Genomic DNA, 13,289 nt, shown 5'->3' with positions numbered 1-13,289 from the left:
ATCTCGATCGGGTTTGAGTATCTACTGTCTTCTGCGACGGCGCAACGGCGACTCCGACGCTCTCCGACTCCCGAACGAATCCGCTGGAGCTCCCACAGCATGACCGCACCGACCACGCCCGAAGCGGGCAAACCCCAGGCCCTCGTGGTGATGTCTCGCGACACCTTCGAGATGCAGTTCGATCACGAGCGTCTCGAGCGACTCCGCAGCCTCGCCGATGTGCCTGAGCCGGTGTTCACCGATGACCTGGACGCCCCGGGGCTCGCCGATCGGCTCGAGCGCGTCGAGGTGCTGCTCACCGGGTGGGGAGCTCCCCGTCTGGACGCGACACGCCTGAACCGCATGCCGGGCCTGCGCGCGATGCTGCACTGTGCAGGCACCATTCGGCCGCAGGTGTCTGAGGAGTTCTGGCGCCGGGGCATCCGGGCTTCGAACGCTGCAGACACCAACGCCATCCCCGTCGCCGAGTTCACGCTCGCGGCCATCATCATGGCGGGCAAGAAGGCTCCGTTCATCGCGGCGGATCCGATCGCCCGCCGGGACAGCGCCGCCAAGATCGCCGGATACGGCGAGCTCTCCAACCTCGGACTCACGATCGGCGTCGTCGGATTCAGTCGCGTCGGACGGCGGGTCGTCGAACTCGTGCAACAGCTCGACGATGTCACCGTGCTGGTGTCGGATCCGTACGCCGATCCGCTCGAGGTGCGCGCGGCGGGCGGCGAACTCGTCGCACTCGATGAACTCCTCCCGCTGGTCGACGTGCTGTCGCTGCACGCGCCGGCGCTTCCGTCGACGGCACGTATGATCGGCGCATCCCAGCTGGCCGCCCTGCGCGACCACGCGACGCTCATCAACACGGCACGCGGAAGTCTCGTCGACACGGCCGCCCTCGAGGCGGAATGCGCCACAGGACGCATCAACGCGATGCTCGACGTGACCGATCCGGAGCCGTTGGGCGCGGAATCCGTGCTCTTCGGCCTGCCCAACGTGATGGTCACGCCGCACCTTGCCGGATCCCTGGGATCCGAGGTGCACCGTCTCACCGACGCCGCGCTCGATGAGCTCGAGCGCTACGTCGCCGGCGATCCGCTGCTCGACGAGATCACGAGCGAGGAACTGCAGCTGAGCGCGTGACGCCCCGCTGCGCCAGAACAGAACAGACCAGCACCACCAAAAAGGCAACCCTGACAACAACAGACCTGCACCACCAAGAAGCAACCCGATAACAAAGGAGTTATGTCCTCATGAAACGCTCACTGATCGCGGCAGGCGCGGTCATCGCAGCCGCCGCGCTCGCGCTGTCCGGATGCGCGGGAACCGCGTCCGACACCTCTGCCAGCTCGACTCCGGGCGGCAAGACCACGCTGCGCGTCTCCGTCTGGAACTATGCCCAGACGCCGGAGTTCAAGGCACTGTTCGACGCCTTCCACAAGGCGAACCCGAACATCACGATCCAGCCGGTCGACATCCTCGCCGCGAACTACGAGGACAAGATCACCACGATGCTGGCCGGTGGCGACACCACAGACATCATCACCGTGAAGAACCTCACCGACTACTCCGGATACGCGCAGAAGCAGCAGTTCGTCGACGTCTCCGACATCGCGAAGTCGCTTCCGGCGGACAAGATCCCCGCCCTGGCGAACTACGACTTCAAGGGCACGACCTACGCGATCCCGTACCGGCAGGACTTCAACGTCCTCTACTACAACAAGACGATGTTCAAGGATGCCGGCCTGTCCGACCCGACGAACCTCACCTGGAAGGAGTTCGCGGCCGATGCCGCCAAGCTCACCAAGGGCGACGGCAGCTCGAAGGTCTACGGCGCCTACATCCACACCTGGAACTCCATGGTGCAGGGCATCGCGGCCGCGCAGACGGGCAACAACCCGAACACGCCGAGCTACGACTGGATGAAGGACCAGTACAACCTGACGCTCGGCATGCAGAACGCGGGCACGACCATGAACTGGGCGACGGCGAACAGCCAGCAGGTGGCCTACAAGGACGTGTTCGAGAAGGGTCAGGCCGCGATGGTGCCCATGGGCACGTGGCTGATCGCACCGCTGCTGGCTGACAAGGCTGCAGGCACGACCAACGTCGACTGGGGCATCGCGCCGCTCCCGCAGATCAAGGCGAACGGCAAGATCACGACCGACGGCGGTCCGACCGGGTTCGGCATCAACAAGAACTCCAAGAACCAGGCAGCGGCGAAGAAGTTCCTCCAGTTCGCGGTGAGCCCTGAGGGAGCCAAGGCCGTGGCATCCATCGGCATCGTGCCCGCGTACCACAGCGCCGACATCACGAAGGCGTACTTCGCCCTCGACGGCATGCCGCAGGACGCCACCTCGAAGAAGGCGTTCAACCCCGACACGATCAAGCTCGACGCACCGGTCGCGGCGAACACCGCCGCCATCGGCACCATCCTCAACCAGGAGCATCAGCTGATCATGACCGGCAGCAAGTCGGTCGACGACGGCCTGGCCGAGATGGCGAGCCGCGTGAAGTCCGAGGTGTTGAACCAGTAGTCAGTGCCCGTAGGGTGCGGTCGGGGCGGCGAGATGTCCGCGCCGGCCGCACCCGAGGTTCCCCCCAGAGAACGGAGCTGTTCCGCTGAGCCGGACGACACATCATGACGACCATCACTGAACGCACGAACGCGACGGTGCAGACCTCGCCGTCCGGTGCGCCGCCTGCCCGCAGAGCCGCGGGCCGCAGGATGCGCAGGCGCAGCATCCTGATCGGCTGGAGTTTCATCCTGCCGAACTTCCTGGGTTTCGCGCTGTTCACGCTCGTGCCCGTGATCGCCGCCTTCGTGCTGGCGTTCATGAACTGGGATGCGTACAACCCGCCGACGTGGGCCGGCATCCACAACTTCGTGCGCCTCTTCGGCGACGACAACTTCCACGTGGCTTTGGCCAACACGCTGCTGTACGCGGTCGGCCACGTGCCCCTGACCCTGGCGTTCTCGCTCGGTCTGGCGCTGCTGCTGAACCAGAAGCTGCGCGGGATCGCGTTCTTCCGGGTCGCGATCTTCTTTCCGTACATCACGTCGCTGGTGGCGATCGCGATCGTGTGGAACATGCTGTTCGATCCGACGAGCGGTCCGATCAACCAGTTCCTGCACTTCATCGGCATCGCGAACCCGCCCGGATGGACCTCCAGCACCGGATGGGCGCTGCCTGCGGTGATCATCACCGGCGTGTGGCGCGACATGGGGTACTACATGGTGCTCTTCCTCGCCGGGCTGCAGGCCATCCCCAACGAGTACTACGAAGCAGCGGAGGTGGACGGCGCAGGCAAGTGGCGCACGTTCTGGTCCATCACCCTGCCGTCGCTGCGGCCGACCACATTCCTCGTGCTCGTGCTGCTGAGCGTGTCGAGCTTCAAGGTGTTCGACCTCATCTTCGTGATGACGCAGGGCGGTCCGGGCCGGGCGACGCTGGTGTTGTCGCAGCTCATCTACCAGGACGGCATCATCAACGGCCAGTTCGGCTACTCGTCCGCGATCTCGCTCGTGCTGTTCGTGATCGTGCTGATCGTGACCGTGTTCCAGTTCCGCATCCAGCAGATCAGGGAGCGCTGATGTCCACCCTCACCTCCGACCTCGTCCAGGAGCTGGAGACCGAGCACACGCATCCGTCGCGTCGGCCCGAACGGCGCGGAAGGCGCCGCATCCGCTCCCGCCTCGGCAAGACGGGAATGTACGTGCTGCTGGTGGTGCTGCTGGCGATCGTGCTGCTGCCGTTCATCTGGATGCTCTCCTCGTCGTTCAAGCACGACAACGAGGTGCTCTCGGTGCCGATCCAGTGGATCCCGTCCACGTTCGTGTGGAGCAACTACTCCCAGATCTGGACGCAGATCCCGATGGCCGGATACCTGATGAACTCGGCGATCCTCGCCATCACGATCACGTTCCTGCAGGTGCTCACCGGCAGCTTCGCGGCGTACGGGTTCTCCAAGGTGCGCTTCCCCGGACGGGACGCCCTGTTCCTCGCGTACATCGCGACCATCGCTGTGCCGTGGCAGGCGTACATGATCCCGCAGTACGTGATGATGCAGAAGGCTGGACTGACGAACACGTTCCTCGCGCTGATCCTGCTGCAGGCGTTCGGTGCGTTCGGCGTGTTCCTGATGCGGCAGTACTACATGACCATTCCCGACGAGCTGAACGAGGCCGCCCGCATCGACGGCCTCAACGACTACGGGATCTGGGCGCGCATCATCCTGCCGCTCTCGAAACCCGCCCTCGCGTCCCTCGCGCTGCTGACGTTCGTGAACACGTGGAACGACTACATGGGTCCGTTCATCTACCTCTCCAGCAACGAGCTGTGGACGGTGCAGATCGGCCTCAAATCCTTCATCGGTCAGTACTCCGCGCAGTACGCCATGATCATGACCGGATCGGTGATCTCGATCATCCCGATCCTCGCCATCTTCCTGGCAGGGCAGCGCTACTTCATCAGCGGCATCGCGACGAGCGGAATGAAGGGATGACCGCCACGGCACCCACCGTCGGATCGTCGAGGAGCGGCGCCCCCGCACGGACCGCCGTCTCGGCGGGCGCCGCCGGGACGATGCGGACCGCGGGTCACGCACGGGCCTCCGAAGGGACCCGGGTCGTCAGCCGGACGGATGCCGCCGGCGCGAACCCGCGCCGGCGGTTCTTCCAGTTCCGCAACGAGACGATGGAGACGATCTTCGGCTACGCGTACGCGTTGCTCTTGGCCGACGTGCTCCTCATCGTCTTCAACCTGCCGCTGGCCGTCATGCTGTTCGTGACGGTGGACTCGCTGGCGTCCTGGCCGTTCTCCCTGCTGCTCTCCCTCACACTCGCGCCCTCGCTGGTCGGTGCGTTCGAGGTGTTTCGTGCGATGAAGACCGAGGGGCGTCCGCGGCCCTTCGCCGCGTTCTGGCAGGGATATCGCCGCCGCGGTGCAGCCGCGTTCCTCGTCGGGCTCGTCACGGCCGCGATCGTCGGTTTCGTGCTGCTCGACGGGACCATCACCGCCGGCACCATCTGGGCACCGCTGCTCGGACCACTGTTCGCCGTCCTCGGCATCGGATCCGTCGCCGCAGCGCTCTTCGCCCTCGCGGGACTCGTCGTCTTCGAGAAGGCGTCCCTCAGGGCCATCGCGAAGGCCGCGCTCTACCTGGCGGTGCGGCGCTGGTACTTCAGCGTCGTCTCCCTCGTGATGGTCGCTCTCATCGGTGCCGCCGTGCTTCTGCAACCGGTGCTCGGCGCCGCACTCGTGCCGGGCATCCTGCTCTACGCCGTCTTCGCCAACGCGCAGTACTCCTTTCACCGCGTCGTGGAGGATGCCAAGGGCTGACCGCCCACCCTCACCTATCGACCCACCCTCTGTCGTGAGCCGCCCCTCACTTGTCGAACCGCCCCTCTGTTGTCGAGCCACCCTTCAGTTCTCGAGCCACCCCTCTTTTCGCGCGATTTCGGGGGTGGTCCGGCAACAGAGGGGTGGCTCGCGGTTCCGGCGCCTGCGGGGGCACGTGCTGTCACGGGAGTTTCACGCCGAACGCGCTGAGGCGTGAGCCCAGCGCGGCGGTCGTCGCGGCGTGCTTGTCGCCCCAGCGCAGCATCGGTCGCGACGTCGTTCCGCGGATCCAGTCCTCGCGGTACTTCTCATCCAGCAGCACCTGCTCGACGGTGCGTCCGGACCGGAGTGCCTCGTCGGTGTACTTGCCTTCGCCGTCGAACTCCCCGAACGCGTTGACGTCGTCGAAGCCGAAGTCGACCCAGTACGTCCCACCGGTCGGGGATGGCACGGGCACCTGGAGACTCATCTGGCGAAAGCCGAGGCGGTGCAACTGCAGTCGACTGACGCTCTCGCCCGGCAACTGCGCTCGTCCATCGGCGAAAGTCGCAACCCATCGTGCCTGCCGGATGCCGCGCAGCCCGCGGGCGTTGTGCAGCTGACGGCTCACACCCTCGCGCCACGCTCCGGCGAGATCGTCATTCTGCACGTTCTCCCGCACGGCGGCCCGGCGCAGCGAGGCATCCGCGGCGGATACTGCAGCCTCCGGCGTCACGACGCGGGTGAGGTCGGCGACAGTGCGCTCGATGGAGGTGACGGTCATGCCGGCGACGCGGGTGACATCCGACTCCGCCAGGCGGCCTTCGTGCCGCATCACGTCAGGCGAACTGTGGATGTGACGCGGATGGCCGACGAGCACCTCGACGCGTCTTGGTTGGAGACGATAGAGCGGCAGGCCGTGGATGACGGCCGCGGATGCGCCCGAGAACACGGGATCGGAGCCGCGTGCGTCCCGCGACACAGCGACGACGTGCACAAGGTGCTTGCCCTCTGGCCAGAGATCGTGCCAATTCCTGCCGGGGATGTACCATCCGCGTCTCACCCGGTGCAGTCGACCGCTCTCCACTGCGCCGGCGATCTCACGGTCCGTCATCCCCTGCTCGGTGAGGTCCTGACGCGACCGAAGGAGTGCTGCCGCCTCCGGGAGCGTGATGGTGCGAGGCATGTCGTTCATCGTGAGGGCTACCCGCCCTCGACGGGGCAGACGTGGCGATCTGTGGAGAGTTCAGCGCTTGTCCACAGGCGCGCGAGCTCACCCTTCGGTCGCCACCCCCCTGTCGTCGAACCACCCTCTTGTCGTCGAACCACCCGTCTGTTCGCGTGGAGTACGGGGTGGTTCGACAACAACATGCGGGCTCGGGAACGTGATGTGTGCTGGGGCCCCTAGACAGCGGGGGCGAGGAGCAGCCATATAGCGTCGAGCGCGGCGGATGCCGTCGCCGCTCTCTCCGCTCTCTCGATGGGCTCGGCCAGGACCCAGCCGTCTATGACGGTCAGCGACGCGATCACCCACGTCGAGAGCAGGTCGGCGGGTAGGTCGGTACGGATCACGCCGAGCTCTCGGCCTTTCAGCAGCGCGGCCTCGATCCAGCCGAGCACGGCGGCGCGGACCGCGGAGATCGCTCGCGACCCGGCCAGCCCTGCCGAATTATGGAACATGAGGCCGAGGTTCGCGAGCTCCGGCCGTTCTGAGGCCAGACCAGTGAATCGGGCGAGCATCGCCGACAGCTCCGCCCGGAACGTCTCTGCGGTGAGCGACGCCAGATCCGGCGGGCGTGCCCGCTCGATCATGGTGCCCGCCATGGTTTCCGTCACCCAGTCGTGCAAGGCCGCCTTGTCCGCGAAGCGATGGTAGAAGGACCCCTTGCCCATGTTCGACTGCTTCAGGATGTCGTTGAGCGAGGCATCCTCGAGACCTTTGGCCCCGAACGCTTCCGCGGCGGCGAGCCTGAGGCGTTCGGATGCCTCGGCCGCGAGCGGACGCGCTGGACGGGACATGGGTACCAGCCTAGTCTATTCCTGTACCAGTCAGTACAGGAATGCGAGGATATCGGATGAGCGAGGTCGTTGTGGTCGCCGGAGCGACTGGATACGTGGGCAGGCACGTCGTCGAGGCGCTCGACGCTCGCGGATACCGCGTCCGCGCCCTCGTGCGTTCCCGCGAGCGTGCGGAGAAGCCGGGGGCGTTCGATGCGCCGTCTCTTGCGGGGCATGTCGCCGAGTGGCGCGTCGTCGACTTCGATGCGCCCGAGACGATCGACGGCGTGTGCGACGGCGCCGATCGCGTCGTCTCCGCACTCGGCGTCACTCGCCAGAAGGCGAATCCGTGGCAGATCGACTTCCGCGGGAATCTCGCGGTGCTCGCCGACGCGGAGAAGCACGCGCTGGCATCCTTCGCCTATGTGAACGTGCTGCATTCGGACGTCGGCGGCTCGATGACGATGCGGTCGAAGTTCGCGTTCACGCAAGCGTTGTCGCGCAGCAGTGTGACGTCGCAGATCGTCAACCCGTCCGGCTACTTCTCCGACATGACCGACTTTCTACGCATGGCACAGCGAGGGCTGGGTTTCACGCTGGGCGCCGGTTCCACGAGGGTGAACCCGATCCACGGCGCCGATCTCGCGACGTTCATCGCAGATCGGTTCGTCGGCGGACCCGGCGCCTGGGATGTCGGCGGCCCCGACACCTTCACCTACCGCGAACTCGAGGAACTCGCGTTCCGCGTCGCGGGTCGCACGCCACGCATCCTGCGCATCGGCCAGGGGATCGGCGGCGCCATGACGTGGGTCGCCGACCGCGGATCACCGCGCCTGGGCAACCTCATCCGCTTCTTTGTGGAGTCCCTCACCGTCGACGCGGTCGGCACGCCGATCGGAGAGAGGCATCTCGAGCCGTACCTGCGGTCGGTCGCGTAGCCGTCGGCGCCTCTGTTCTTGTCGAACCACCCGCCGCTCGCCGAGCCACCCGCCTCTGGCCGAGCCACCCCTTTCTTCGCGCGATTTCGGGGGTGGCTGGACAGATACCGGGTGGCTCGATGAGGAGGGGTGCGTGGGCAGGGTCAGGCGTCGCGGAGGAGCCAGGCAGCCGTCTGGGCGAGGAGTGCGCGGTGCTCAGGCGCGTCGTACGACGCGGCGTCGTGTCCGAGAGCGTCGTACGCGACGCGTGAGGCGCCGCGCTCGAAGGTCCACACCACAGGCTCTCGCGAGCCGTCGAGCTCGTGCCAGGCGAGCTCGGTCACCTCGGGCGAGACCCTCAGGTTCGTGTAGCGCTCGTCGTCGACGTCGAAGTCGCGGATGCCCGCGGTGGCGGGGTGCGCATCCGTCTCCACCTCGATGTGGGCGCGCGAGTACGGCGGATGCATGGACGTGCCGCGCACCCAGATGCCGCCGAGGGCGGTCTCCCACTCGGGCATGAATCCGAAGCTCGTCGACGAGACGTGCAGCGCCAGCAGCGGTCCGCCACGCTCGAGGTAGGCGAGCAGGCCTTCGCGGGTCGCGGCATCCGCGTCGGAGAGGGGGAGCGGATCCCGCTCGTCCGAGCTCTGCACGATGTCGCGTTCCTCAGGCGTGCGGCCGGCGCCCACGTTGAGCACGAGGAGGTCGACATCCCCTGGCGCTGCGAGCGCGGCCAGGCGTGCATCCACGTCGTCGGTCACGCTCACCGTGTGCCCCGCGTCGCGCAGCACCTCGGCGACTCTGGCCGAGGTGATCTCGAACGGATGCCACGGGTCGGCGTAACGGCCGCTCCCCGAAACGACGACGATGTTGGCGTTCACGGTTCCCCTTCCGGGCGTCGGCGGCCTTGCGCGAGCCGGGTGTCAGCCTATGCTAGAGCGGCAATCGCATTCCTGACCCCCACTCGGGGGACACGATCCTCGGACGTGGCGGGACCGGAACGCGATCGATCATCACCGACGATGACGACAGTGCCGAGGCAAGCCTCGGCGGCGAAGGGAATCAGCATGACGACTGCGTCGAAACCGGAAACCCGACGACTCACCTCCGACCAGCGGAACGCGTTCGCGGCATCCTGGCTCGGCTGGATGATGGACGCGTTCGACTACTTCATCATCGTTCTGGTCTACGCGGACATCGCGGCGGAGTTCAACGTCTCGCTGGAACAGATCGCGTTCCTCACCACGATCACGCTGATCATGCGTCCGGTCGGCGCCTATCTGTTCGGGCTCTGGGCGGACCGCGTCGGAAGGCGCATCCCGCTGATCGTCGACGTGTGCTTCTACTCGTTCGTTGGATTCCTGTGTGCTTTCGCGCCCAACTTCGCGGTGCTCTTCATCCTCCGGCTGCTGTACGGCATCGGAATGGGCGGGGAGTGGGGCCTCGGCGCCGCGCTCACCATGGAGAAGGTGCCGCGCGAGCGACGCGGGTTCTTCTCCGGTGTCCTCCAAGCCGGATATTCGGCCGGATACCTGCTCGCCTCGCTCGCGTTCCTGCTCGTGCACTCGGCGCTCGGTCTGAACTGGCGCTGGCTGTTCGTGCTGAGCATCCTGCCCGCCCTGATCAGCCTGATCATCCGCACGCGCGTGAAGGAGTCCGAGGTCTGGGAGAACACGCGCGACCGCATGCAGAAGAAGAACACGTCGATCAAGGCCGTGTTCTTCAACGGCAAGGTGCTGCGCCGGTTCATCTACCTCGTCTTGCTGATGGCGGCCTTCAACTGGATGTCGCACGGCACGCAGGACATCTATCCCACCTTCCTCAAGGCGACAGACCAGGGCGGGGCGGGCCTCGACGCCGCAGTGGCCGGCTGGATCGCCGTGGTCTACAACGCCGGCGCGATCATCGGATGCATCGTGCTCGGCTCGCTCTCGGATCGCTGGGGCCGCAAGGCGACGATCATCCTCGGTGCCGCGCTGACGTTGCCGATCATCCCGATCTTCGCGTTCTCGCACACGGCAGGGCTGCTGTGTCTCGGATCCGCGCTCATCCAGTTCACGACGCAGGGCGCGTGGGGTGCCATCCCTGCCCACCTCAACGAGATGTCGCCGAACGCCATCCGCGGGTTCTATCCGGGCGTGACGTATCAGCTCGGCAACGTGATCGCGGCGTTCAACCTGCCGATCCAGCAGTCTCTGGCGACGCAGATCGGATACCCGTGGTCGATCGCGATCACGGTGGCGATCGCGGCGGTGGCCGTCATCCTGCTCACGGCGTTCGGCAAGCAGGCGAAGGCCATCGACTTCCATGCCGAGGAGCCGGATACCGTGGCCGCCGGGAGCGCGCGAGACTCGGGAGGCGCTGCCCCGGCTCCCGCAGCGGGGTGACGCTCCGCCAACCCTGTGCTCCGCCAACGCTGTGCTCCGCCAACGCTGTGCTCCGCCGGCCCTGTGCTCCGCTGTCCCTTTGCGTCGCTTGGCGCGCGCCCGCCGACACGAAGGGACAGCTGAACGCAGGTCGTGACCGGCCGAGAGGCGGCCGCGCCGCATAGCCTGGGCTCATGGACGCGAGCAGAGCCGCTGAGCCGCACGACAGCATCCGCGTGCACGGTGCCAGGGAGAACAACCTGAAGAACGTCGACGTCGTCATCCCGAAGCGCAGGATGACCGTCTTCACCGGTGTCTCCGGATCGGGCAAGAGCTCGCTGGTCTTCGGTACCATCGCGGCTGAATCGCGCAGGCTCATCAACGAGACCTACAGCGCGTTCGTGCAGGGATTCATGCCGACGGTTCCCCGTCCGGACGTCGACGTGCTGGACGGACTGACCACTGCCATCGCGGTGGATCAGGAACGCATGGGTTCCGACCCCCGGTCCACTGTTGGCACCGCGACGGATGCGAACGCGATGCTGCGCATCCTGTTCAGCCGGCTGGGGCAGCCGCACATCGGATCGCCGAAGGCCTACTCCTTCAATGTCGCCGCCGTGAGCGGTGCCGGAGCGGTGACCTTCCAGAAGAGCGGGCGTGAGGTCAAGGAACGCGCGGCCTTCAACGTCGTCGGAGGCCAGTGCCCGCGCTGTGACGGCCGCGGAAGCGTCCAAGACTTCGACCTCGCAGAGTTGTTCGACGACAGCAAGTCGCTGAACGATGGTGCCCTGCTCGTCCCCAACCACACGCCGGGCAGCTGGTACGTGCGCATCTATGTCGAGTCGGGGTTTCTCGACCCGGACAAGCCGATCGCGAAGTACAGCAAGCGCGAGCTGAACGACCTGCTCTACAAGGAGCCCGTTCGCACCAAGGCTAACGGCGTGAACGTCTGGTACATGGGCCTCATCCCGCGTATTCAGCAGTCGTTCCTCAGCAAGGACCGGGAGGCGATGCAGCCGCACATCCGAGCGTTCGTCGACCGTGCCATCACCTTCACGACCTGCCCCGAATGCGACGGCACGCGGCTCAACGAAGGCGCCAGATCGTCGAAGGTCGCGGGCATCAGTATCGCGGATGCCTGTGCCATGCAGATCAGCGACCTCGCGTCGTGGGTGCACGGGCTGCGCGACGGCGGGTCCGCAGCCGGGCGGCCGGCGGATGGTGGGGTGGATGCCGCAGCCGTCGCCCCGCTCCTCGCGGCGCTCGGCGAACTCCTCGACGCCTTCGTCGAGATCGGGCTCGGATACCTCTCGCTTGACCGCTCGGCAGGCACGCTCTCCGGCGGCGAGGCCCAGCGCACCAAGATGATCAAGCACCTCGGATCCCCGCTCACCGACGTCACGTACGTGTTCGACGAGCCGAGCGTCGGACTCCATCCGCACGACATCGAACGGATGAATCGCCTGCTGCGCCGGCTGCGCGACAAGGGCAACACGGTGCTTGTCGTCGAGCACAAGCCGGAGGTCATCGAGATCGCCGATCACGCGGTCGACCTCGGTCCTGGTGCCGGTGCTGCCGGCGGATCCGTCTGCTTCGAGGGCACCGTCGACGGACTGCGGGCGAGCGACACGATCACCGGCCGTCATCTCGAGGACAGGGCGGCGCTCAAGGGCGAGGTGAGGCGGGCATCCGGGATGCTCGAGGTGCGGGGCGCGGACGAGCACAACCTGCAGAACGTGGATGTCGACATCCCGCTGGGCGTGCTGACCGTCGTCACCGGAGTGGCCGGATCGGGCAAGAGCTCGCTGATCGACGGATCCGTCGCCGGGCGCGAGGGCGTCGTGTGGGTGGACCAGACGCCCATCCGCGGGTCCAGGCGCAGCAATCCCGCGACCTACACGGGACTCCTGGACCCGATCCGCAAGGCGTTCGCGAAGGCGAACGGCGTGAAGCCTGCGCTGTTCAGCTCGAACTCCGAGGGCGCGTGCCCGGTGTGCAACGGCGCCGGCGTCATCTACACCGACCTCGGCATCATGGCCGGCGTCGCCACGGTATGCGACGAGTGCGACGGCAGACGCTTCAGCGCCGCGGTGCTCGAGTACAAGCTGGGCGGCAAGGACATCAGCGAGGTGCTCGCACTCTCCGTCGACGCCGCGCGCGAGTTCTTCGCGACGGGCGAGGCGCGCACGCAGGCGGCATCCGCCGTGCTGGATCGTCTCTCGGACGTCGGCCTCGGCTACCTCACGATCGGCCAGCCGCTGACCACGCTCTCGGGCGGCGAGCGGCAGCGACTCAAGCTCGCCAGTCACATGACGGAGAAGGGCGGGGTGCTGGTGCTCGACGAACCGACGGCCGGACTTCACCTCGCGGATGTCGCGCAGCTGCTCGCCCTGCTCGACCGCCTCGTCGACGCGGGCAAGTCCGTGATCGTGGTGGAGCACCATCAGGCCGTGATGGCCCATGCCGACTGGATCATCGACCTCGGACCCGGCGCCGGGCACGACGGCGGACGCGTCGTCTTCGAGGGCACGCCCGCGGACCTCGTCGCGTCCCGCTCGACGCTCACCGGCCAACACCTCGCGGAGTACGTGGCCCGCTGACGCCGGCGCGCGCGAAGCGGCAGCCAGGCCGTCGCCGCCGGCGTCACCCCGTTCCGTCTCGGCGCCACCACGTTCCGTCTTCAGGAGGGGCGGGCC

Annotated in this window: 11 protein-coding genes; 8 read left to right on the top strand and 3 right to left on the bottom strand. The window is 66.8% G+C overall.

All coding sequences use genetic code 11. The features are described 5' to 3' along the window. Nucleotides 1-99 precede the first annotated feature (99 nt). From ACX9R5_RS17030 to ACX9R5_RS17010, 5 genes are all read left to right on the top strand, one after another. Complete coding sequence (locus ACX9R5_RS17030) at nt 100-1,134, top strand: hydroxyacid dehydrogenase (RefSeq protein WP_459410247.1); 1,035 nt, start codon at nt 100-102, stop codon at nt 1,132-1,134. A gap of 110 nt (nt 1,135-1,244) precedes the next feature. Beyond that, nucleotides 1,245-2,528 (top strand): ABC transporter substrate-binding protein, encoded by a 1,284-nt coding sequence (locus ACX9R5_RS17025; RefSeq protein WP_459410246.1) that lies wholly within the window; start codon nt 1,245-1,247, stop codon nt 2,526-2,528. A gap of 104 nt (nt 2,529-2,632) precedes the next feature. Beyond that, entirely contained in the window at nt 2,633-3,586 is a 954-nt protein-coding gene (locus ACX9R5_RS17020; RefSeq protein ID WP_459410245.1) for a carbohydrate ABC transporter permease, read from the top strand. Beyond that, nucleotides 3,586-4,497 (top strand): carbohydrate ABC transporter permease, encoded by a 912-nt coding sequence (locus ACX9R5_RS17015; protein ID WP_459410244.1) that lies wholly within the window; start codon nt 3,586-3,588, stop codon nt 4,495-4,497. Before ACX9R5_RS17020 ends, ACX9R5_RS17015 begins: the two co-directional genes overlap by 1 nt. Continuing rightward, nucleotides 4,494-5,333, top strand: coding sequence for a DUF624 domain-containing protein (locus tag ACX9R5_RS17010; protein WP_459410243.1), 840 nt, complete (start codon nt 4,494-4,496; stop codon nt 5,331-5,333). The genes ACX9R5_RS17015 and ACX9R5_RS17010 overlap by 4 nt, the downstream gene beginning before the upstream one ends. A gap of 181 nt (nt 5,334-5,514) precedes the next feature. Here the strand turns inward: ACX9R5_RS17010 and ACX9R5_RS17005 are convergent, their stop codons facing one another. Both ACX9R5_RS17005 and ACX9R5_RS17000 read right to left on the bottom strand, forming a co-directional pair. Continuing rightward, nucleotides 5,515-6,498, bottom strand: coding sequence for a type IV toxin-antitoxin system AbiEi family antitoxin domain-containing protein (locus ACX9R5_RS17005; RefSeq protein ID WP_459410242.1), 984 nt, complete (start codon nt 6,496-6,498; stop codon nt 5,515-5,517). A gap of 218 nt (nt 6,499-6,716) precedes the next feature. Then, on the bottom strand, nt 6,717-7,331 hold the full coding sequence (locus tag ACX9R5_RS17000; protein WP_459410241.1) for a TetR/AcrR family transcriptional regulator: 615 nt from the start codon (nt 7,329-7,331) through the stop codon (nt 6,717-6,719). 56 nt (nt 7,332-7,387) lie between these two features. Between ACX9R5_RS17000 and ACX9R5_RS16995 the strand changes: the two genes are divergently transcribed. Further along, nucleotides 7,388-8,248, top strand: a complete 861-nt coding sequence (locus tag ACX9R5_RS16995) for an SDR family oxidoreductase (RefSeq protein WP_459410240.1) — start codon at nt 7,388-7,390, stop codon at nt 8,246-8,248. A 143-nt stretch (nt 8,249-8,391) separates the two neighbouring features. Here ACX9R5_RS16995 and ACX9R5_RS16990 read toward each other — a convergent pair whose 3' ends face one another. Then, the gene (locus ACX9R5_RS16990; protein ID WP_459410239.1) at nt 8,392-9,108 is read right to left on the bottom strand and encodes a ThuA domain-containing protein; all 717 of its coding nucleotides are present in this window, start codon (nt 9,106-9,108) and stop codon (nt 8,392-8,394) included. 186 nt (nt 9,109-9,294) lie between these two features. Between ACX9R5_RS16990 and ACX9R5_RS16985 the strand changes: the two genes are divergently transcribed. Together ACX9R5_RS16985 and ACX9R5_RS16980 are read left to right on the top strand one after the other, a co-directional pair. Beyond that, nucleotides 9,295-10,614, top strand: coding sequence for an MFS transporter (locus tag ACX9R5_RS16985; RefSeq protein ID WP_459410238.1), 1,320 nt, complete (start codon nt 9,295-9,297; stop codon nt 10,612-10,614). A 173-nt stretch (nt 10,615-10,787) separates the two neighbouring features. Next, nucleotides 10,788-13,193, top strand: coding sequence for an ATP-binding cassette domain-containing protein (locus ACX9R5_RS16980; protein ID WP_459410237.1), 2,406 nt, complete (start codon nt 10,788-10,790; stop codon nt 13,191-13,193). Nucleotides 13,194-13,289 lie beyond the last annotated feature (96 nt).

This window comes from Rathayibacter sp. CAU 1779 (genome assembly GCF_054551755.1).
Note: the sequence above shows the minus strand (reverse complement) of the source record. Positions and strands in the feature narration are given on the sequence as shown.